The sequence below is a fragment of the Gloeocapsa sp. DLM2.Bin57 genome, assembly GCA_007693955.1.
Taxonomy (GTDB): Bacteria; Cyanobacteriota; Cyanobacteriia; order Cyanobacteriales; family Gloeocapsaceae; genus Gloeocapsa.
This window is the reverse complement of sequence record RECR01000039.1, coordinates 12,628-34,790: the sequence shown is the minus strand read 5'-3', so window position 1 is coordinate 34,790 and position 22,163 is coordinate 12,628. Positions and strand designations below refer to the sequence as shown.

General features: G+C 38.0%; 22 protein-coding genes. 11 read left to right on the top strand and 11 right to left on the bottom strand.

Annotated features, from left to right (window positions below; translation table 11 throughout):
* Nucleotides 1-92: 92 nt before the first annotated feature.
* The 4 genes from EA365_02555 to pilM are packed head-to-tail and all read right to left on the bottom strand — an operon-like array spanning nucleotide 93 to nucleotide 4,759.
* Nucleotides 93-2,105: a pilus assembly protein gene (locus tag EA365_02555; protein ID TVQ48048.1), complete on the bottom strand. Its 2,013-nt coding sequence runs from the start codon at nucleotides 2,103-2,105 to the stop codon at nucleotides 93-95.
* Nucleotides 2,106-2,140: 35 nt separating this feature from the next.
* Entirely contained in the window at nucleotides 2,141-2,887 is a 747-nt protein-coding gene (locus EA365_02550; GenBank protein TVQ48047.1) for a type II and III secretion system protein, read from the bottom strand.
* Nucleotides 2,887-3,651, bottom strand: a complete 765-nt coding sequence (locus tag EA365_02545; GenBank protein TVQ48046.1) for a hypothetical protein — start codon at nucleotides 3,649-3,651, stop codon at nucleotides 2,887-2,889. The genes EA365_02550 and EA365_02545 overlap by 1 nt, the downstream gene beginning before the upstream one ends.
* Nucleotides 3,644-4,759 (bottom strand): type IV pilus assembly protein PilM, encoded by a 1,116-nt coding sequence (gene pilM, locus EA365_02540; protein TVQ48045.1) that lies wholly within the window; start codon nucleotides 4,757-4,759, stop codon nucleotides 3,644-3,646. The genes EA365_02545 and pilM overlap by 8 nt, the downstream gene beginning before the upstream one ends.
* A gap of 177 nt (nucleotides 4,760-4,936) precedes the next feature.
* Here pilM and EA365_02535 point away from each other — a divergent pair, with 177 nt between their 5' ends.
* The 4 genes from EA365_02535 to EA365_02520 all read left to right on the top strand — a co-directional run bounded on the left by EA365_02535 (nucleotide 4,937) and on the right by EA365_02520 (nucleotide 9,128).
* Complete coding sequence (locus tag EA365_02535) at nucleotides 4,937-5,605, top strand: hypothetical protein (GenBank protein TVQ48044.1); 669 nt, start codon at nucleotides 4,937-4,939, stop codon at nucleotides 5,603-5,605.
* Between the two features lie 11 nt (nucleotides 5,606-5,616).
* Nucleotides 5,617-7,611: a flavin-dependent dehydrogenase gene (locus tag EA365_02530; GenBank protein ID TVQ48043.1), complete on the top strand. Its 1,995-nt coding sequence runs from the start codon at nucleotides 5,617-5,619 to the stop codon at nucleotides 7,609-7,611.
* 61 nt (nucleotides 7,612-7,672) lie between these two features.
* Nucleotides 7,673-8,746 (top strand): linear amide C-N hydrolase, encoded by a 1,074-nt coding sequence (locus EA365_02525; protein TVQ48042.1) that lies wholly within the window; start codon nucleotides 7,673-7,675, stop codon nucleotides 8,744-8,746.
* Between the two features lie 73 nt (nucleotides 8,747-8,819).
* Nucleotides 8,820-9,128, top strand: coding sequence for a hypothetical protein (locus EA365_02520; protein TVQ48041.1), 309 nt, complete (start codon nucleotides 8,820-8,822; stop codon nucleotides 9,126-9,128).
* 173 nt (nucleotides 9,129-9,301) lie between these two features.
* Here the strand turns inward: EA365_02520 and EA365_02515 are convergent, their stop codons facing one another.
* The gene (locus tag EA365_02515) at nucleotides 9,302-9,910 is read right to left on the bottom strand and encodes a chorismate-binding protein (protein ID TVQ48040.1); all 609 of its coding nucleotides are present in this window, start codon (nucleotides 9,908-9,910) and stop codon (nucleotides 9,302-9,304) included.
* 16 nt (nucleotides 9,911-9,926) lie between these two features.
* A complete protein-coding gene (gene tsaD / locus EA365_02510; GenBank protein TVQ48039.1) occupies nucleotides 9,927-10,973 on the bottom strand; it encodes a tRNA (adenosine(37)-N6)-threonylcarbamoyltransferase complex transferase subunit TsaD in 1,047 nt (348 codons plus the stop codon).
* A 184-nt stretch (nucleotides 10,974-11,157) separates the two neighbouring features.
* Between tsaD and EA365_02505 the strand changes: the two genes are divergently transcribed.
* The 7 genes from EA365_02505 to EA365_02475 all read left to right on the top strand — a co-directional run bounded on the left by EA365_02505 (nucleotide 11,158) and on the right by EA365_02475 (nucleotide 19,204).
* The gene (locus tag EA365_02505; protein ID TVQ48038.1) at nucleotides 11,158-11,658 is read left to right on the top strand and encodes a Photosystem I reaction center subunit III; all 501 of its coding nucleotides are present in this window, start codon (nucleotides 11,158-11,160) and stop codon (nucleotides 11,656-11,658) included.
* Nucleotides 11,659-11,699: 41 nt separating this feature from the next.
* Nucleotides 11,700-11,828: a photosystem I reaction center subunit IX gene (locus tag EA365_02500; GenBank protein ID TVQ48037.1), complete on the top strand. Its 129-nt coding sequence runs from the start codon at nucleotides 11,700-11,702 to the stop codon at nucleotides 11,826-11,828.
* Nucleotides 11,829-11,960: 132 nt separating this feature from the next.
* The gene (locus tag EA365_02495) at nucleotides 11,961-12,950 is read left to right on the top strand and encodes a G-D-S-L family lipolytic protein (GenBank protein TVQ48036.1); all 990 of its coding nucleotides are present in this window, start codon (nucleotides 11,961-11,963) and stop codon (nucleotides 12,948-12,950) included.
* A gap of 146 nt (nucleotides 12,951-13,096) precedes the next feature.
* A complete protein-coding gene (locus tag EA365_02490; GenBank protein TVQ48035.1) occupies nucleotides 13,097-16,354 on the top strand; it encodes a hypothetical protein in 3,258 nt (1,085 codons plus the stop codon).
* A gap of 9 nt (nucleotides 16,355-16,363) precedes the next feature.
* Nucleotides 16,364-17,107 carry a hypothetical protein gene (locus EA365_02485; protein ID TVQ48034.1) on the top strand — a complete coding sequence of 248 codons (744 nt, stop codon included), beginning with the start codon at nucleotides 16,364-16,366 and terminating at the stop codon, nucleotides 17,105-17,107.
* The gene (locus EA365_02480; GenBank protein TVQ48033.1) at nucleotides 17,100-18,413 is read left to right on the top strand and encodes a hypothetical protein; all 1,314 of its coding nucleotides are present in this window, start codon (nucleotides 17,100-17,102) and stop codon (nucleotides 18,411-18,413) included. Before EA365_02485 ends, EA365_02480 begins: the two co-directional genes overlap by 8 nt.
* A 179-nt stretch (nucleotides 18,414-18,592) precedes the next feature.
* On the top strand, nucleotides 18,593-19,204 hold the full coding sequence (locus tag EA365_02475) for a TVP38/TMEM64 family protein (GenBank protein ID TVQ48032.1): 612 nt from the start codon (nucleotides 18,593-18,595) through the stop codon (nucleotides 19,202-19,204).
* A 15-nt stretch (nucleotides 19,205-19,219) separates the two neighbouring features.
* On the opposite strand, the gene EA365_02470 is transcribed toward EA365_02475, so the two are convergent.
* Genes EA365_02470 through EA365_02450 form a run of 5 tightly spaced genes read right to left on the bottom strand, consistent with a single transcriptional unit; the run spans nucleotide 19,220 to nucleotide 22,153 of the window.
* The gene (locus EA365_02470) at nucleotides 19,220-20,008 is read right to left on the bottom strand and encodes a tetratricopeptide repeat protein (GenBank protein TVQ48031.1); all 789 of its coding nucleotides are present in this window, start codon (nucleotides 20,006-20,008) and stop codon (nucleotides 19,220-19,222) included.
* A gap of 9 nt (nucleotides 20,009-20,017) precedes the next feature.
* Nucleotides 20,018-20,485 carry an allophycocyanin gene (locus EA365_02465; protein ID TVQ48030.1) on the bottom strand — a complete coding sequence of 156 codons (468 nt, stop codon included), beginning with the start codon at nucleotides 20,483-20,485 and terminating at the stop codon, nucleotides 20,018-20,020.
* 3 nt (nucleotides 20,486-20,488) lie between these two features.
* Nucleotides 20,489-20,971 carry a (2Fe-2S)-binding protein gene (locus EA365_02460; GenBank protein TVQ48029.1) on the bottom strand — a complete coding sequence of 161 codons (483 nt, stop codon included), beginning with the start codon at nucleotides 20,969-20,971 and terminating at the stop codon, nucleotides 20,489-20,491.
* Between the two features lie 16 nt (nucleotides 20,972-20,987).
* Entirely contained in the window at nucleotides 20,988-21,659 is a 672-nt protein-coding gene (locus EA365_02455; GenBank protein ID TVQ48028.1) for a 4-vinyl reductase, read from the bottom strand.
* 14 nt (nucleotides 21,660-21,673) lie between these two features.
* Nucleotides 21,674-22,153 (bottom strand): phycobilisome protein, encoded by a 480-nt coding sequence (locus EA365_02450; GenBank protein ID TVQ48027.1) that lies wholly within the window; start codon nucleotides 22,151-22,153, stop codon nucleotides 21,674-21,676.
* Nucleotides 22,154-22,163 lie beyond the last annotated feature (10 nt).

Here is a 22,163-nt window from a genome sequence, read left to right as displayed (position 1 = left end):
GTCTCCCTTGTCTTACCTCATGATAACTTTTCTGTAAAAAACCTACACTTGTGAGTCTCCCCATCTCCCCACACCCTACAAACTATTCCCTATTACGGTAGTGGTTGTGCACCAGGGATAGAAAAACCGCGGTCTTGTAGCATTTGTCGTGCATCATTACCAGGTCGATAGTTAAAACCATAACCCGCGTCTTCATCCATGATTTTTGGTGTTAACATGATGATCACTTCCCGACGATCGTTGGTAGAGTTAGTTCTTCTGAATAAAGCTCCTAAAACAGGTAGATCACCGAGAATGGGTACTTTACTGACTGTACTTCTTTCTGCATCTTCAATAATACCTGAAAGAATTAAGGTCTGACCATCCCGCAGACGTATCGAACCAGAAGAAAGTTTTCTTGTATTTAACAGAGTAATCTGGTTAACTGCTCCTGCTCCACTATTAAAGCTTTGTGTTCCTCCTGGTGAACTTATTTCAGGATTAACCACTAAGCTAATAAAACCGTTATCGTCTATCCTTTCTACCCGTATCCCTAAGGTTAACCCTGCATCTTGAATAGTTGGTGTTGTAGTTCTGACACCACTAAGAGGATCTACTTCTGTTTCAATGCCTGTAACAACTCCTTGAGTTAACTCAACACGAGCATCTTGAGCTTCTTGTACAACCAGGGTAGGGTCTGTGAGTATTTTCGCATTACCACTTTGTACCTGAGCTTCTAGAGTCAACAGAAAGCGATTGGGGAATTGATATAAACCAGGTAACTCATAAGTGTATTCTATTTTGCCATCATCATCAATCTCTATATCAGAAAGACCAGGTTGAAAAGGATTATTCCGCGTGCCAAAACCTGGACGGGCGTAGGGAACACGACCTCCCGTGAAATCATTAAAACCTGGGGATACATCACCAAATGTGGCGTTTTGTCTATCAAAGAATATACCAGCTTGTGTTGCTCCTGGTGCTGTATCAGCAAAGGGAACAATGGTAGGATAAAAGGTACTATCTCGAGTTTGCCCAGCGCTAGGAGGGTTTGTCCCCCCAAAGTTGAGAATCGCTGTTCCTCCATCTTGGACAAAGAAACCATCATCGAAACCAAAAGAGAAACTACTATTAAAATCTTGGATATTATTGAGGTTAATATCTACTATTTTGACGTTAACTGAGACTTGACGACGACGTGCATCCAGCTGCATCAGAAAAGCTGTCGCCATTTCTACCTGACGAGGCTCACCAATCAAGTTAATGGAGTTAAGGCGATCGTCTCCTGTTACTTTTAAACCTGTCAATAGTAAAGCTGCTGTTGATCCTTCCGCTTTTTGTGCTGTCAAGGTTTGCAAGGTTGAGGCTCCTTCTGTTTCAGTAATTAAGCCATTTTGACCTGATACCCTTTCAAGAGGAACAACTACCCGTTGTACTTCTGCACCCTGACTAGCTAAATAGAGTGAGGCACTCTGGACATCAACCTGATTGAGTCGTAGAGTTCGGCTGATTAAATTGCGCGCACCATCGGGTAAAGCTGCACCGATAAAAATAGTATTACCACGGCGATTAGCTTGCAATCCTGAAATCATTAACACCGAGTTAAATACATCTTCGATAGACTGATTTTCTAGATCTAAAGAAATAGTGGGATTAATTTGTGTTCCTTCGGTAGCAGGACTATCGGTAAAAATTACGTTTAATCCTGCATTGCGGGCTAATAACTTAAGTACCTCTTCTACGGGAGCATCTCGCAGCACTAAACGAGGTACGGTAATATTAGTACCCAAATCAATTCTATCTAAGGAAGCGTCCATATTGGAGACTGCGATATCTCCTACAGGAGGTGCTACCGCTCTAGGTGCTAAAGGTGGTGGAGCTGGTGGTGTCAGGGGAATGGATTGAGGTAAGGGTGGTTGTTGTGAGCCCATATTCTCATGATGAGACTGATTTTGCTCGATGATAATCGTAGGATTAGGGACTAACACATCTTGGGCAATAATCATCTCATTAGGCTGAGATTCTTCTATTTCCTGGTGAAAATGAGCAGCATTGATGGGTAGAGTGTTCACCAACATTGCTACTGTTCCTGTTAATATGGCTAGGTTACTAGATCTTGTTACCATTGTTCACTCCTCAAAAATTGTTTAAGTTATCTTTGTTAGTTTGCTGCTTCTGCTTCTGCTTCTGTCTCTGGTTGAGCTAAATTAGCTGGATCTTCTGGTAAGATAGCGTCTATTTTAAACGTTGTCGTCAAGATAGTCTCTCCTTGGACAGAAATTTGTCCTTGTCTATAAACATAGGTAGGACTTTCGCTGACTTGAGTTTGGAAGTCTTTGATTAACAGTAATGGTTGCAACCTTTCGATGTCTTGAATTACTGCTTGAGTTTGCTCAAAAGTTCCCACTATGGTTACATTATTAGTTTGACGTTTGAGACGGTTATTGACTAACTCTCCTAGAGAACCATCTGTAATCAAGACAGATCCTTCTCCCTCGGGTTGAAAGGTAACCAGTTTAGCTTGATTTGCTTCAATAGAACTGTTTAAATCTATTAACATTGTATCTAGAGAGTTTTCATCACTAAACATGGCAAAAACTTGAGGTTCTAATTGCAATTCTCTGTCTAATTCTGCTTGAGTTTCTCCGATTCTTCTCTCTACTTCTCCTGATTTTAACTGTCTAAGTTGACCTTCTTTTTGTCGTTTATCTGTTTCTAATTCTTGTTTATTTTCCATAGCGGGACTCACCATGCTACTCCAAACATACCAAAATGCTCCTAAGCCTACTAAACCTAGTAAAATACCTCCTACTAAAGGTGTCATCGTAATGCCAAACATCTGGGGTTTCTTGGTACTCTCTTGACCTTCTGTACCTTCAACTGTTTTAAATTCACCAGTACTATTCATCAGTCGATCGCTCCTTTTTCTTTAAGAGTGTTGATGCGGGTGACTAAACCTCTTGCTCCTTTTCTATCCAATTGAGTTAGTAATTCTGAAGCTGGTACATCATTGATTTGAGTCTCAATGGTAAATTGCACCACTGGTGGTAATTCTACATTGAGATTATTCTGATTTTCCCCCTCTAGGGTTTCTAAGGGATTGGGATTGTCTATCTCTTGGGTTGCGATAATATTTGTCTCGTTTCTATGGAGAAAGTCTGAACGTTGTAAGGTTAACAGAAAATCATTCACTTTGTTAAAAGAACTAGCAATCCCTGTTATTCTGATTACTACTGGTGGTATTCCTGTTGTAGTTTCTCCTGGGCTAGTTTGGATTGTGTTAATTTGAATTCCTTCGGGAGCTTGATCGCTGATATCTTGTAAAATTACCGATATGGGCTTGATTTGGTTAAATACACTGACTAGAGCTTGTCTATTCTCTCTAGCTTGTGTTAATTGGGTTTCTAAACTAGCTAGTTGGCTATTTTGCGCTTCTAACTTCTCTATTTCACCGTCTATTCTTCTGATCTCTGTGGCTATCTCCTCTTTTTGTTGGTTAGTTACAAATAGAAAACCTAATGCGAGTAAAGGTAGTGCTAGTAAAACAGCTCCCCCTGCGTATAGGGGTACTTTACTTTGTTCTTCTCCTTGGGTTTTTTTACTGAGAGTACCCTTGGCTATTTCTGCTTGGAGAGCGCGATCTTTGAGGAAATTGATATCTAGATTATACATTTTTTTCACTCATCCTTAATCCTAAACCGAGGACTGTTGCTAATCCTGCTTTTTCTATAGAGTTTACCTCTTGATCCATTTGTAATGATAATGCTACAATGGGGTCAATGGGGGTTGTGGGTAAACTCAGTTTAGTGGTAAAAAATTCGTCGATTTGACCGATCGCGCTTCCTGGTCCGGTTAATAAAATTTGCGCTATTTCTACATCGTTAGCTTGATTGGTATAGAAACTAATCGAACGTCTTAATTCTTCGGTGAGTTCTCCTAATACCCTTAATAAAGACGCCATCCCTGGGTTAATATGGGTTGCTCCTGTTCCCTGGGTATCTGCAGGCGTATTGGGTATCGTTATATCCTGTAACAATGATATGTCTCTAGTTACCGGTAGATTCATCGCTTGAGCTAAAGCTGTATGTAGTTGATATATCCCTATGGGAACAGTTCGGGAAAATTGGGGTACTCCTTCGACAATAATCGCTATTTCCGTATTGTCAAATTCGATATCTACTAATACCGCGGCTTCTTGTTCGACAAATTGCCTTAATTGCTCTCTAATCGTCCGAATTAAGGAAAAACTGTTAATTTCTAAGACTTCTAACTGTAAACCTGCTTGTTTAAATGTATCTCGATAGACATCAGTTACTTCTGTTCTGGTTGCTACCAATAACACCCTAATTTTTTCGATTCCATCATCATCCACAAATTTCATCAGAGGTATATAATCTAAATCAACCTCTTCTCGGGGATAGGGTAAATATAGTGCAGCTTCGTGGTTAAGAATTAAATCTCTAGTTTCTTCGAGGCTTAATTCAGCCGGTATGGGGATAATTCTGATAATCGCTTCTCGCATTGGTACGGCACAGGCTACTTTTTTGGCTTTAATTTTCGCCTCTCTGAGTAGATCTTCGATTAATTCTGCTAGTCCGGGAGAATCAGTAATCTTTCCTTCTTGAAATAAGCCTTCGGGAATTTCTTTACTAATATATTTTCCGACTTTATTTTGATTCCCTTTTTTGACAATTTGGACAACGTTGACCTTGTCTGCAGCAATTTCTATGCCTATTCCTTGGCTTTTTTTACTAAACAGATTATTTAATAAGCTAACCATATAACATCCTAGATTAAGGTAAATATGCGATTTATTTTACTTAGTTTTGCTAAGATATTCCAATAGGTTTTAAAGAAAATTAACTAGATTAGCTAGAGAGGATTTGACTCTAGAAAACAGAGCATTGCTCTATAATAGGTACTATTAAAATTTTAAACATCAGTATTTACCGAGATTATGCAGTTAACAGCTAAAATCACCCTAGTAGGATTATTTTATTTATCTTTAGCTTTATTGAGCAAATCTACTCTCAATGCAGCTACTATAGTAGAATCAGATAGTTCAGTAACCCAGCAAGAGGATCAATCTCTGGGATTACCTGAATTAAACTTGTTCAACGGTAATAATCCAGAAGACGAGTCTGTCTTGCATTTAAAGACAACTGAGGATGATAGTTTAACCATAATCTCTCGACAAGCTAATGTGGTTAATCACAGTCAAAATATCTGGGGGAGTATTTGGCAATCTCTACAAAGATTACGATTTGATGGATTCTCTCCTGCTACCCCCATAGATTCTTCAGTAGTGTTAATAGACATTGACAGGATTATGAGCAATAGGGGGTTAGATCCTGTAGTCAATTATCACCATCAAGAGTTAGTACCAGATTTGTTATCTGAGGAAATAGATAATTTTGGAGGGGTACGGTTTGCTGTCAATTTACCACAAAAACCCACAGTAGAATTACCAGTTCAAGTCTATAGTAATTATCGTCCTGGAGTGATTCTACCCCAAAGACTGACCTCTTTTGGTGGTTTAAGAGTAGGTGTAGAGTTGCCCACAAAACCTCGAACTTATTTACCTATGACCACAGATAATGTTAGTTTTGGCAATCCACAGTTATAAACTGAATTAAGATGAAACAACTACTATATATAGAAATTCCCACACCAGATCCTGAAAAAGTAATTAACTGGTTACAAAAAACTTGGCAACCCCTTAAGGGTTTAAAAAAAGCTACCAGTGCAGGAGTTCTGGTAGAATTATCCGCAGCTAGTGTAGAGAGTAACTCTGTTCTATCTATCTTTGTTTGGTCATTGCAACGGACTACCTATCTTAAGGTGTTTAGGTATGCTCAACAAAAATTACCTAATGAAGGTTCAGTTATTAAACAATTAACACAAGAAATTAGAGCAAAATTCCCCTATCAAAGTCCCCAATTACCTGTAATTGATTTAGCCCAAAAGTCAATTTTTGACGCTTTAGCACCTTATTATCCCGAAACGGTTAAATATTTCCAAAAAATGCCTAGGGGAGAATTTTATCTGAATCGGGTATATTGGTGGGAGAAACGCTGGAGAGAACAAGTAGAAAACCCTACTCAACCAAAACAGGTAATTTTTGCTAATGCTGCTGAGACTAATTCTAATCCTGAATATGATTTAATTTACCTAGGAGGTGCGCTAGGTTCGATTCATGCTGCAGTCATGGCGCGCAAGGGTTATCGAGTACTGTTGGTAGAAAGGTTGCCCTTTGGTAAAATGAATCGAGAATGGAATATCTCCCGAGATGAAATTAAATGTTTAATTGACTTGAATTTATTGACTAGTGAAGAGGTAGAAAGTCTCATCGCTAGAGAATATAAAGATGGTTTTAATAAGTTTTTTGATGCTAATAATCCCCCCCATTTAAAAGCGAAAGTTTTACATACACCAACGGTTTTAAATTTAGCCCTAGATGCAGAAAAATTACTGAAACTTTGTGGAGAAAAGTTAATAGCTGCAGGAGGGACAATTTGGGATGAAACCGAGTTTGTTAAAGCTTATACTAGTTCAGAACAGGTTTTGGTAGAATTAGTAAATTTAGGCACAAAAGAAACTAAAAAAGCCACAGGAAGAGTTTTAGTTGATGCGATGGGAAGTGCTTCGCCGATCGCTTGGCAATTAAACGGCGATCGCACTTTTGATAGTGTTTGTCCTACGGTAGGTGCAGTAATTGAGAGTGGTTTTGAACCCCAAGTCTGGGATAGTAATTATGGTGATGTACTTAATTCCCATGGGGATATTTCCCGAGGACGTCAATTGATTTGGGAGTTATTCCCTGGTGAAGGTAAGGATTTAACTATTTATTTATTCCATTACCACCAAGTACATAAAGATAATCCTGGTTCTTTATTAGAGATGTACGAGGATTTCTTTAATATTTTACCAGAGTATAAACGTTGTGATTTAGATAAGTTGGTCTGGAAAAAGCCGACTTTTGGTTATATACCTGGACATTTTAGCGTCAGTAGTCAAGAGCGTCGGGTTGCTTTTGATAGACTGGTATTGATTGGTGATTCTGCTTCTCTACAATCGCCGTTAATTTTTACTGGTTTTGGTTCATTGGTACGTAATTTGGGTCGTTTAACGGTTTTACTAGATACCGCCTTAAATCATGACTTTCTCAGTGCTAAGGATTTAGACTTAATTAGAGCTTATCAGAGTAACGTTGCGGTAACCTGGCTATTCTCTAAAGGTATGATGGTTCCTACGGGTAAAAGCTTACCACCTGCAAGAATTAACGCGATGTTAAATACTTTCTTTGGTTTACTCGCTGATGAACCCCCTCAAGTCGCTGATACCTTTATTAAAGATAGAACCGATTGGTGGACATTTACTCGTTTAGCCTTAAAAGCTGCACAACAGAACCCGATCTTATTGTGGTGGATTGTTGAGATGGCGGGTTTTCGGGATTTATGGCGTTGGTTATTATCTTATCTGTTATTTACCCTAGACGCAGGCAAAAATTGGCTACTAGGCGGTAGCTTTACTCCTTGGTTAAAACAATCTCGTGTCTGGTTAGAAAAGCGTTTCCCTGCTTTATGGTTTAGATTACTTTGTTTTCAATATAGTCTCAGGAGATCGACTTAAAGAATCGGGTTCTAGATGGTGGTATTATTGCTATGAGTAATTAGGAGAATGAGTAGAGACAATGGCGACAATAATCATTAGTGTCATACTATGCTGTATAGTTGTTATATTTTTGGGGAAACCAGCTAATGCTTGTACCAGGGCTGTTTATTTAGGATCAGAAGATACTATAATTACAGTACGCAGCATGGACTGGTTAACTGAGATGGAAACCAACCTCTGGGCTTTTCCTAGAGGGATGAAGCGTAATGGTGCAGCAGGAGTTAATTCTTTAGAGTGGACCTCTAGATATGGTAGTGTTATTTCCTCGGTTTTTGAAAACGGAACAGTAGATGGAATCAATGAAAAAGGTTTAGTAGTAAATATGCTTTATTTAACTGAATCAGTATATCCTACTCCACTGCCTAATGATACCCGTAAACCTATGTCAATTTCTGTATGGGTACAATATTTTCTGGATAATTTTGCTACTGTAGCAGAAGCAGTAACCGAATTAAAAACAGAGCCTTTTTACGTAATTCCAACCACGAGTCCAGAAGGGAAACCTGGTACAGTACACTTATCTCTTTCTGATGCTACAGGAGACTCAGCAATTCTTGAGTATGTGGAAGGTAAGCTAAATATTCATCATAGCCGTGAATATCAAGTAATGACCAATTCACCAATCTATGAGCATCAACTAGCACTTAATACCTATTGGCAGAGTATTGGTGGTACTACCATGTTACCGGGGACTAATCGAGCAGCTGATCGCTTTGTACGTGCTTCTTTCTATATTAATGCAGTAACCCAAACCAGTGATAACCAAGAAGCGATCGCCGCGGCTTTTTCGGTGATTCGCAATGCTTCTGTACCCCGAGGGATTTCTACTCCAGGACAGCCTAATATTTCCTCGACTATTTGGCGCACAGTAGCTGATCACAAAAATAGACGTTATTATTTTGAATCAACCCGCAGTCCTAATGTATTTTGGGTAAATTTAGATGATTTAGACTTTACAGCGGGAAACCCTGTGAAAAAGCTAACTTTAACTAATGGTGAATTATTTGCAGGTAACACCGCCGCCAAATTTGAGGTAGCTGAGCCTTTCCAGTTTTTAGCAGCTACCCCTTATAGCAGTACAAAAAATGGTTAGAATGGCTTCCGAATGCCTTTGGGCTTTTCTCCTGAAGGATTTGCCCTTATGTAAATTTAATTCTTCATAAATTATGATCAATAAAATAAACCAAATTACTAGTGTGATTCTGATGACTACTTTTCTTAATATTATTAATTTAAGTAGTAATTATGTATTATCTCAAGTTGATAGTAACAATCAACAACAACCACCCGAGTTAACTCCTCAAGAAACAGAACAGTTGGAACAAGAAAGGCAAATTGAAGAAGAAAAATTAGAGGGAGAGTTAAACATTGAGCGCTCAAATCAACCGGAATGGCGAGAAGCGCCTGGCCCAGGGGAAGAATTGGATTTAGACCAGAATGTTCCTGAAAGTCCTGAAGAAGAAATAGAGGATTAAGAATAGCATGGTCAATATTCTCTAAAAAACGGTGGTGTTTACCATATTACAGCCAGGGTAAGCTCATCTAAATTCTAAAATCCGCACCCAATAAGGGTTTTTTTTAACCAAGATCAGTAAACTACCACACGCTATACCATTAGGTCAGCGTGGGATTGCTAGCCCAAAAAAAATTATCCCTGCAGGGAATTAACTTGAACTTCATCAGCAAAACTAGTAATTCTAGTGAAATGGAATGGTCCGGCGATCGAACCCCAGACCATTTCATCTGTGTCAGGATCAAAACCGCGATCGAAGCTAATCAGTTTGTGTTCGTCAATTTCAAAGCTGTTATCTAGATAGGTTTTTTTCCCTTTACGTTCTACTATACAGGCTTTTCCTGGTTTAATTTTACCTTGGAAACCACTACCTGTCCACTCTACATCCATATCGCAACCAGGCAGTTTTTCTAGGTGTTCTGGTGTAAGGGTTTTTAATAATTCTAGGTTACGAGATGCTCCAAAAAACTGCTCTTCTGCTTTAACTTTGTAATTTTCTAATTCGATCCCGTTATCTACTTGTTTGAATTTAAGTACTCGCAAACGATAGGGGGAGTTGAGGAGAAAATCATAAGCTTGTTCTAAAAATAAGCTAGTTTCTCCCCAAGTTTCAGTGGGTAAAGGACGCATACAGACTCTAATATGAGCAAAAAAGGGAGGATTGTCGTAAGCTTGTTGCTGATTACTAAAATCTGCTGCCATTAAACGGGCTAGTTTTTCTATATCTGTCATATTAGATAACATTAACTATTTTTTTAGTTTAACTATTATACAATTTCATGACCTCAGTAACCGCTAAACGAGATTGTACCCCTAAATTCAAAGAAGAACGATGTCCCCTGTCAAAATGGTCAGCCGCTGCACAAGCGATCATCGCTGCGTTGTCTGTACAGAATTGCAGTGGGGGAAAATATACCCTTAAGTCGTGTTTGCTTGCAGCTTCTGTTAAATGTGCTCTCAAACCGCTGTTAGCGGCGACTCCACCTCCAATAGCGATATTTTTAATCCCATAGTCTAAAGCACAGGCGATCGCCTTGTGAGTGAGGCTACGGGCTACTGTGGCTTGAAAACTAGCGGCTAAATCAGCCACAGGGAGATTGTCGGGATGATCTTGACGTAATTGATTGACTAGTCGCATGACAGCGGTTTTTAAACCACTAAAACTGCAGTCATAGGGATGATATCCCCCACCAGGTAGAGAGATTTTCCCTTCAGGGAGAGAAAAAGCGGCTGGGTTACCTGTTTTAGCTAAGCGATCGATTACTGGTCCTCCTGGGTAGCCTAGGGCTAATAATCTGGCTACTTTATCAAAAGCTTCTCCCGCTGCGTCGTCTCTGGTTGTTCCTAAACTTTCATATTCTCCACAATCTTTAACCAAAATTAAGCTAGTATGTCCCCCTGAAACTAATAGACACAAAAAGGGGGGCTGTAATTCTGGTTCACTGAGATAGCTTGCGTAAATATGACCTTCGAGATGGTGTACGCCTAAAAAGGGTTTATCTCGGACGATCGCTAAGGTTTTAGCTGTACTTAAGCCTACGAGTAAAGCACCTACTAAACCTGGAGCACAGGTAGCGGCGATCGCGTCTATGTCATGCCAATTTAACTCAGCATCGGCTAAAGCTTTAGCCAAGAGAGCATTAATCGTGACTAAATGTTGACGAGAGGCTATTTCTGGGACTACCCCTCCATAACTCCCGTGTAAAGAAATTTGTGACGCTACTACGTTACTGCAAATATAACGATTTTTTACAATTGCTACCGCAGTTTCATCACAACTCGTTTCTACTGCTAAAATCGTTGCCATTGCGTGATAATTTAATCTCCATGAGGTTAAGTGTGTGTTTACTACTTTAACACTCCTATACTGATTGGGAAACCTGAGTCAGGATAACCAACTCAGGCGCATTTAGTCAATGATGTTTGTGTTAACTTGCTCGTTTCTTTTGTAAAAAACCCTTAACCAATTGTAACAAAAGGAAACAAAATCTATGAGACGATTTTTCGCTTTAGTTCTAGCTTTATTGCTTTGCTTTAATTTTGCTCCCTCAGCTTCTGCTGATGATTCAGTAGCAGGATTAGTTCCCTGTAGTGAGTCCCCCGCTTATCAACAGCGCGCTCAATCCTTCCGTAACACGACCGCTGATCCTGAGTCTGGACGTAAACGCGCCGAACGCTACGCTCAAGCTCTTTGTGGTCCTGAAGGATTACCCCATCTTATCGTTGATGGTCGTTTTAACCACGCAGGAGACTTTCTCATTCCTAGCGTTCTCTTCCTGTATATCGCAGGTTGGATCGGTTGGGTAGGTCGTGCTTATTTAATCACAGTTCGAGCTGATAAAAATTCCGAAGAAAAAGAAATCATCATTGATGTACCTTTAGCTATCGGTAAAATGCTCACAGGTTTTGCTTGGCCCTTGGCTGCACTAAAAGAGTTAACATCAGGTGAACTAACTGCTCCTGATAATGAAATACCCATTTCTCCTCGCTAAGTTTTGGATCAACTGTTAATAAGGATTGAGAGATCGTTTCTATGAAAGATTTAACCGCTTTTTTTTCAACTGCACCGGTTTTGATTACTGCACTCTTAGTTTTTACCGCAGGTCTTTTGATTGAGTTCAATCGTTTTTTTCCTGATTTACTATTTCATCCTCTCCAATAGGATGATTTAAAGGATATTTGTACAGCACGGGGAAGACTTTTCCCGTGTTTAATTATTTAAAGTTCATTTTGCTATTGTTACCTACCATTTTATGGGCAATGTGATATATTCAGTTGAGAATAACTATTAAAAATGAAAAAAAACTATTTAATCCCTTCTCTTCTCAGTTTAGGTATTTTCTTACCTTCCTCTGCAATAGCGGCTACTTTTTCAAGTATTTATGGATTTGGGGATAGTTTATCAGACAGAGGTAATATTAACCAATTAGTATCAGAAGCAACAGGAGGGAATCAGACTTTTCCTCCCTCTCCTCCCTACGCTGAAGGACGATTTTCTAATGGACCGATTTGGGGAGAATTATTAGCACAACGTTTAAATATTCCGCTAATTGATTTGGCGTTTGGAGGTGCTACTACGGGATCAGAAAATACCCTTGATACAACATTACCAGGACTACCGTTATTAGGTTTACAACAACAAATTGCTAATTTTGCCCTTAATAATCCTACTGCTGATCCTACAGCACTTTATACGATTTGGATGGGTGCCAATGATTATTTACCAACAAATAGTATTGGCTTTTCTCCCTATAGTACAGATACTATTCCCTTAAGGAATATAGAAAATGCTGTTAATACTTTAGTGGGACTTGGTGCTAAGGAAATCATGATTCTTAATTTACCAAATTTAGGAGAAGTTCCCTTAACTAATGCTTCTTTAGATGGTAATTGTCCAGTTAATAATCAATTTGATGCGGATTGTTTAAATAATTTAACTAGGTCTCATAATCAGGGGTTATCTAGTTTGTTTTCGTCTTTACCTGTTGATGTTAATATTATTCAAGTTGATGTCAATACTTTACTTAATAATATTATTACTAACCCTGCACAATTTGGGTTAACTAATGTGACAGAGGGATGTTTAGACCTAAATTTTATTCCTTGTGATAATCCTGAGCAATATTTATTTTGGGATAGTACTCATCCTACCACTAGAGTACATGAATTGATCGCCAATCAAGCTTTGGAAAGCTTAGTAATTCCTGAAGCAAATACCATAGCTGGATCGATCGCCCTTGGATTAATTGGGGTGGGTTGGTTTGTCAAAAATAAGTCTCAATAAAAAGCGATCGCTTGTTTAATTACTCTTATTGTGACGCGATAACTTTTCAATATATTATACTAATCTCAGTGTCTCAACTAGTAACTGTTGCTTCAAGATGCAAGATTACAACAGTTAAAGAAAACGGGGAAAATATATCATCAATTATGCAACCATCACCACTACAACCAAGACTCAAAGCTAACGCGCCGATTAATCCTGGGGCTAAGGGAGAATGGAATTATCGAGAAAACCCTGCTTTTTACGCAGAATTAGCCGATAGCTTGGAATTAGATATAGGGATAGAAACTAGAGACGAGATAGTTAGTCATATTCCCGATATGTGGGCGCGCCCTTTGTTAGTAGAAATGGTGTTAAGTAATACAGAACATCCCCTACACCAGAAAATAAAAGCCCAATGGCGGGGTATGTTAAGCGCGATCGCCCTAGGGGAAGTATATCGGTTGAAATTAGCCGCGGTTAAAGTAGATTTAAACACACCAGAGGATCGTTTTTTAGGGGCGTTGCGATCGCTGATTCCTGATCGCCAGAAAACTGTGTATCAAACTCCTAGTAATCCTTGGACAGAAATTTATGTCTTTACTTGGGAAAGCAACCCCGTGGGCATGACTTCCCCCCTTACCTTAGTTTGTCCGAGTGAAGAGGGAGATTGGCAAGGATTACCTTGGTATCAAGACCAACAACTCAAATCACCCCTACCCTGGTATCTAGAAGATGGGAGTATTTCTCCCCTAACCTGTGATGAATTGACTAATGATGATAAAATCCAACTTAAACTGTGGTTGGGGCACTTATACGCAGAATTAACCCTTAATAACGTCTATAGTGCTAGATTAAGGGAACTAATCCTCGAATTTCAACAAGAATTAACTCAAAATCTGACTAGCAATATTACCAACCCTCAGCGACGTCACTGTAATAATCAACAATACTTTCAAATACCTTTGCTACTAGGTGATATCGCCACTCTCAACAACCCCATTGGGGCTAAACCTGCTGTTTTAGAAGAATCTAGTCTATTGTTAACTCAAACTAATTCAGGACAAATATTGTTTATCCCTAAAGACTGGGAAGATTTATGTAGAGTTTGGCGTCAAAATAAAAGGGATATCTGGGTATATGATAGCAGTCTAGCTGCTTTTAATCTAACAGAATTTAAAAATAACTATGGCGGTGATTATCTCACCTATGATGATATCTTCTTACCAGAATTTTACTTCCTGAAAGGTTCTGATAGTTTCTTACCTGGAGCAATCTTACCACAAGGGGCTACTACTATTACCTATCGAGATAAAAATAGAGATATTGCCATTACCCCTCTATTACCCCTAAATCCCAAAATCCTAGACTACTTTACTCCTGAAACTCTTAAGGAAATTATCGAAATCAGACCACAAAATCGTCAAGATAATCGCTATGGGATAGTAATTACTCTCAAACTTAAACTCACAGGAGGAGAGTATAGTATTAGCAAAGACTATGAAATTAAACCCTCACAAGCTATCACTAGTATCCCCTTTTTAGAAATTTGGCCCAATTTTCGCGCCGAAGGATGGCAAGAGTATTACGCTTTTTACTTTGACGATCGCACCGAAGCCCAAAAACAACAAGAACCCATTTTCACAGTTAACTTTAATCATATCAGTCAAATTCACGCTCCCGAAGGACAAAACTTTCAAATTACCCGTCTTAACCAGTTTCCTAGTTATATACTCTGTCAAGACAGTAACTCCACCACTACCCTAGGGTTAATCTTCTTACAAACACCCCCTCGGGTTGGTAACCTCAATCCTAACGAAACTTGGCAAATTGGTATAGATTTTGGGACGTCTTTTACTAACGTTTACTATAATCCTAGTCAAACTCCCGAGAAACTCTCTTTTTCCCCAATACATCTCCAGGTTACCGCCATTCCTAGTGGACGTTTAGCTATACTATATAAATACTTTATGTCAGGGGCTTTAGAAAAGTTCCCCCTTTCTACAGTATTAACCACTCTTGGGGCTACGGGAATAGACAAGACCATTTTTGATGGACGTGTTTATATTCCCCAAAACCTCAACCAGTTTAACCCTACAGAAAATTATCTCAAAACTGACTTAAAATGGTCTCTACCTAATTTAGCTTATAATAAACTTTTTCTCAAACATCTTGCTTTACTAATTACCGCCGAAGCTGCGAGTCAACAAGTAAAAAAAATAGAATGGGCTGTTTCTTATCCCTCTGCTTTTTCTTTAGATGATAAGAATACTTACTATACCACCTGGACAAAAATTGTTCAAGAATTAAATATTACTACGGGAATGGAACATAAATGGCGGGGTAACCTTAATCAACATTTTCGCACAGAAGCTTTAGCTTTAGCTCAATATTTCGCTGATTATGAAGACCACGACTTATTATATACTACTTGCATTGATATGGGTGGTGGAACGTCAGATATTTCTATTTGGCAAAGTAATCATCTTATCCACCAATGTTCTATTCAATTAGCGGGTAGGGATTTATTCGCCCAATTTATGCGACAAAAAATTTCTTTTATTGAGGAACAATTTGACGTTAACCTTACTGAAGTGGCTAGTCAGATTCAACCTGAACCATTTTATGTCACCCTAGAAGCAGTATTACTCACCCGTGGTGAAGAATGGTTAAAAAATCATCGCCCTAATCTGATTAATAGTCGGGATTTAGACTACGTTATCCAATTAACTACTCTAGGAATTTCTGGTTTATATTACTATATCGGTAAAATTATCGCGGGTTTGTATCAGGAGGGAAAATATCTTAGACAAGAAAATACACCAGTTTATATCGGGGGAAATGGATCAAGAATCTTAAATTGGTTATCACCATCAGGAGAGTTTAACTCTTTTTGTGAAGCCCATCATTTATTTAGTAGAATGCTGCAAGGAGGATCTCAATTTAGCGATCGCCAAGAAAGTACTATTCTCAGTCAAAAGCCCAAAGATGAGGTAGCCTGTGGTCTAGTCTATACCAAAACTACCCGTTTAAGAGGTTTAAGCGAACCAGAAACAGATCAAGTTTTTGCCGCAGAAGCTTGTACAATCAATGGAGAACAACTATCAGACTCTTCTCGACTTATCCTACCTCCGACAATAGATAGTTTTGTTATCGACGATATTAGCAACCTGAAAGACTTTGTTGACAAATATCATCAAGCTTTAGTAGATTTAAACCTCAAAGGTATCAAACCTATCCCCGATTATCACAGCAAACAAGCACAAATTTGGCGTCAAGTTAAAAGAAGAGTTGATAACGCTTTAATTCAAATGACTGGTAAAAGTCAAAAAATTCGCCCCCAACCTACTTTTATCTTAGGATTAAAAGAATTACTCAAAACACTTAATACTGGAGATAATCAAACTCCTGATGACGAAGATTAAAAGGTTAATATGTGGTTAACAGCTTTTCTCTTAGGTATATTATGCGGAATTCTCCTCGGTGGTTTAGGAGTTTTCCTCTTACTCTATCTGCAACAAAATAAGCCAAAAACTCAGAAAAAAACCGCTGAGACTCCCCAAGACTACGAATATCTCGCTACCCTAGCCGAAATTAAACACCTTCTCTCTCGAATACCCCAAAATTACCTTGACAAATCTACTTATCAACAAACACAAGAAAAACTCTCTCGTCAACTTCAACAACTTCGAGAAGAGTTACAAACCTCCCCACGTCGAGAATTTACACAATTACCAACTATACCTACTCCTCAACCTCCATCTTATCCTCAACAACCTTCTCAAAATTATTCCCTCAGAGAATGTATCCAGATTTATAACCAAAAACCAACACAACTGTTAGAATGTGTTATTAATTATGCTGAAGTAGTGGAACTTGATGAGAGACAAGCTAGTAGAAGAAGGGCTATTGATTCTACTACTATTATTCTAGATATTTGTTATGGTGGTCATTTTTGGGTTGTCCAAATAGATGAGAGTAATAACTATTATCTTTTCCCCAACAATCATCAAATTAACTTTTCTCAAGCTTTTACAGCTAAAGCCCTGTTTAACGGTTATTTAGAAGATGATAAAAGTACTTTTACTGTGATTAATCCCGCTTTAGTTACACCAATTAACGATAAACAATGGCAACTGCTTAAAAAAGGTGATTTACAACTAGTTAATCATGTTTAAATCAACTCTAGTAATTATTATAATCTCTATTTTGGGAGTAACCAAATTAAACGCGGAAACTATTCCTAGTTTAAGTATCCAGGAAATAAAACAAGAAGTCAATAACTTTGAAACTGATTTACTCAATAACTATCAATCATATCAAGAAGCTTATCACCAGATTTATGCTCTTAGTCAAGAATATCAAGCTATCCAAGGTGAATTCTCTCATCAATTCCAAGACATCAATACAGAAATTAACCTAACTTTTACTAAAATACTAGAAATTCTCCAGGAGATTAACTCTCGCAATCAAACTAAAATTGAACTAATAGAAACAAATTTACAAGCTAGAGGTTATGATGCTGATTTAGATAACTTTAATCTAGCACCTCTAAGAAATGCTACTCAAAAGTTTTTATTAACCCAAGAAATCTCTAAGTTATCTAGTCATTTAGATGTTTTAGTTCATCGTCTCGATGGTTTACCCTTAAATACCGAAACTATAATTAATCAAGAAAAGCAAATTGATTCCATGTCAGATTTTTTAAATCTCTTGGCGATTTTATTATTAGTCATCTCAATTATGTTGATGATTTTTGTGATTAGTAATGTTTTTAATAAAACTAAAGAAAGTAGATTAATTAGATTAGAAAGAAAAGTTAATAAAACAATTGATTCAATTAGATATCTTAATCAACAACTAGAAACTCACGAATTAACCTTAAAAAAAGTTCTTCAAGATATTAAAGATTTTGTCACAGAAGCTAATAATTATCTAGATAAATTTGACCAAAATATAGAAGACAAATATTTAAATAAAGAAGCTTATCAAGAAGAAATAACTAGGCTAGAAACATTAATTTCAGAATTGTCAGCAACTAGAAATAATCATTTAAATCCTTTAATTAACGAAGAAATAGAGTTAAATGAAGATATTTATTTAGCTCAATATTTAGCTATATATAATCAAAATCCTCACCTATTATGGCAATGTCCAGAGTTAACTTTTTATGAGGTAAGAGAAGCCCAAGAAAGCGAAAATTTACGTTTAAAAACTAGTAAAAAAGAAATTATTTTAGAACAACCTTTAACTGGAGCAGGTATTTTTTGGTTAATTAAATTTCCCCAACTAGACGAGTTATATTTATTTCCCAAAGAATTAGAAATCAGTGAGGCTAAAAGTGATGCAATTATTGCTTTATTTAATGGCTATCAAAAAAGTAATAGTAATTATTTTCGCTTAATTAAACCTGCAATTGTTACAAGTATTAATCAGAAAACATGGTGTTTACTTACTAAAGGAGAAATAGAAGAGAGAATTTAGAATGGGCGAATGATTTTTTCAGTATTTATACTTAGAGTGCGAGCATCTTGCTCGCTTGTACAAAAAAAGAACTTTTCCTCAACCAAAGTTAGCCTAAAATACTGGTGCAAGATCTGAATATAAAGGAATAGGAAATAGGCAAGAATTGGTATAGTATATAGTAATAAAATCTTAAATTTATGCTGCAACAAACTTTAGAATGGTTACAAAATCTTGGTTTTTGGGCGCCAATTATTTTTATCTTGATTTATATTATTGCTACAGTTTTCCTAATTTCTGGGGCAATTTTAACCCTAGGGGCTGGGGCGATTTTTGGATTACTTGAAGGTTTAATCTATGTTTCTCTAGCTTCTACATTAGGAGCAGCGATCGCTTTCTTAATTGGACGTTATTTAGCGAGGGGATGGGTAAGTAAACAAATCGATCAAAAACCCAAATTTAAAGCTATTGATAGCGCTGTAGCCCAACAGGGGTGGAAAATAGTCGGTTTAACGCGACTTTCTCCTCTTTTTCCCTTTGTTTTCTTAAATTATGCCTTTAGCATTACTAAAGTTTCTTTGAGAGATTATGTGTTAGCCTCTTGGTTAGGCATGTTACCAGGAACGGTAATGTATGTTTATATAGGTTCTCTAGCCAAAGATTTAGCTAGTTTAGGCACAACAACCGCTGAAACTGACAATTTAGTCTGGATTCTACGTATAATTGGCTTTATTGCTACGGTTGCGGTGACTATATACATTACCCGTATCGCTAAACAAGCTTTAGATAGTCAAATCGATCAAGTTGAATAAATACTTCCCCTATTTTTAAGACAAGAAATTAGCTAGGTTAATTTTCTCAAAAGCTTGCTCTGTAACTGGGTTATGAATTTCGTAAAATTCCTTACTTAAATCTCTAGCTTGTTGATAACTATCGATATCTCCTTGCTCAAAATAGAGTTTAGCGGCGCGTCGTAAATCATCTACACCTTGTCTTCTATCTCCTAATTCAGCGCTGAGGATACCACGTTGATGATGAGCACCCGCATGATCTCGATTTATTTCTATAGCTTTGCTATAATCGGCGATCGCTCCTTGTTTGTCTCCGAGATGTTGATGACTTAAACCACGACGATAGTAGAAATCTGCGTGATCAGGATTATTGCGAATTCCTTGAGAGAGATTTTCAATCTGTTGTAACTCTGCGACTATTTTAGCGACTTGATTGTGTTCATGTTCTAAGTTTTGCAGTGATTCTCGTAAATTTTGCTCTTTAAGGGTTAAATCTGCTTGGAGTTGTTGACGGTTATCACCAGAAATACGCTCAAGGTCTTTTATTTGCAAGCCAATGTTAGCATTAAGGTTCTCTAAATTGCCGTTAAGAGTTGCTTCAGTAGTTGTCAAGGAATGTTGGAGAGTAGCGACGTCTTGCTGGTGACTGCTTAACATCTCATTTAACAGACGTTTACGATTTAAGAGATTTAGGGTTACCGAAACAGAAAGGGGAACGGTAGCATAAAATATAGGTTGTCCTACTATAGTAGCGATCGCTCCTCCGATGGAAACTGCAGCACTACCAATCTCAGCAAAATCTAGCCAATGTTTTTGTTCTGACATAATCTTATCCTAACTAAGTAAAGTATGGTCAAGTTGTAAAACAGGAATCATGAATTTAGCTTCATCTGGGGTGAGATGAGCTTTGGTGTTGTTTTCCAGGAGTTTATAGATGGTGTCGTCGTGGCGATCGTATTGATAAGCCCGTACGATAGTACGATACCAAATCAACATATTATCCCGTAGATAATCCATCTCATTGAGTAACATTGCTCCTGCTGAACAACGTAAGATATCAATCATGTCACGGCGACAGATTCCTGTGATATCTCTCCCGTTGAGTTTAAACAACTCGGGGTTTATTTCCTGTTTTTGTTTTTCGACTTTATCGATAATTTTGGGTTCAGCATCACGGACTTTCTCATAAGTGCTAATCCGTTTTTCTACAGATGCTAAATAATCTTCGATAAACTGTAATTCTGAGTCTGTAGCGTAACGTCCATCTGTTTCTACACTCAAACGAGCTAATGACTTATACATTGATTATACCTCTTCGCTTTTAACTAGATATTCTTCTACTTTTCCTTTGGTTTCTTTGAGTTGAGTAATCATGGAACGAGTAATTAATTTTCCTGCTTCTACTAAAACCGCACCAGAAATAGGGTGTAAAATATCTTCTTGAGCGCGACGACCAATTAAAGACTCGATATCGTCGATCTCACTCAGATACATCCCTGCGGGAATTTCTACCACTACTCCCTCACCGATTACTCGCGCTTGACAAGCTAGACGAGAATTAGTCCGACAGGTAGTAATCACTTCTAGGGTGCGTTTTTCTCTTTTATTCAAGGGTGTTAGACTCTCTTCCCCCTCTGTTACATAAACATGGCAAGTGGAACACATTCCCCTTGCACCGCATTCTTGTAAGACATTGAGATCTTTTTTTAAGAGTACTGAGAGCAGATTTTCGTTAGTATTGATAATGACTTCTTCGTTAAGGGGTTCGACTTTAACTATTTTGCCCATGATTTTCTCAATTTATTTAGGTAGCTTGATTGACACAGAGACGTTCCATAATCGTCTGATGATCTTGTCCTTCGGTTAACCACGCTTGAGCTTTTTCTACTCGATCTGGTATTCCCAAGACAAAGTAATTAGATTCTTCTCCCATAGACTCACAAGCGGTTTGTACACAACCTAATTCTTTCCCACTTACCTGAGTAAAAAAGGCGCTTAATAATCCTGCTTCAGCAAAACACATGGGTTTATTACTAGGGGTAGCAGCTTGAGCAAAGGGAGAATGGGTAGTTGTAATAACTAGATATCCCTGTTGGTAATAACTCAAGTCGATATCCATCACTCCCCAACCGTAGGTTTTCCAACATTGTTTGATACACTCGCTAAACTCTACCATTTCCATCTCAGCGATAGATTTACCATAGTATTGTTTAATTTCTTCAGCGAAGCGTCGATAGAAGTTTTTACCCCACCAACGACCACAGTTATATAATACTACCCCTGATGCTTGACCTGTTTCTTGCTCTAAAGCTATGTACATTGCTTCTAGTAAGAGCTTAGGAAAGGCGATTAGTCTTGCTCCTGCTCGGTTTTCGATTAACCCGATTTCATAATCTCCTGATACATAAGCATCATAAGCAAAGTAGTTACCAGGTAGGGGTTTTTGAGCTTGTAATAGGTTGCTAACGTCAATCATGGTTTTTGGTTACCTCATGCTACTTCTGTTTCATTTGCGCGTAACATTGTTTGCTCTACTTGCACTATAAAAGGTTGCCAGATTTGCCATTGTTGCTCTGGTAAAAGGTTTTTTAACTCCGAATAAAGCAATTTATACACTTGTTCATCTAAAGAAACGCGATTATGCGCTTGTCTGACTGGTGTAATCCATTCCAAGATTCTGCGTTGGATAAATTCATTACTGTTGAGTAACATTCCCATGGCTACGTAGCGGACAATCTTTGCCCAATGTACAATTAATTCTGGTAGTTGTTGTACTTCTGTGGGATCGAGTTCTTTTTCTAACTGATTGGCGATCGCTTGAAAAATGTCTATTTCGCGATTGCGCAATTCTTTATATATTGCTAGTCTTTCTTTGAGTGATTCAACATTCTGACGGAGTTTGTCTATTTCCTCTGACTTTAAATAATGTTCTTCTGCGTCGTAGAGTAGTTCTCTTAATTCTGCGTACATAGTCAAATCC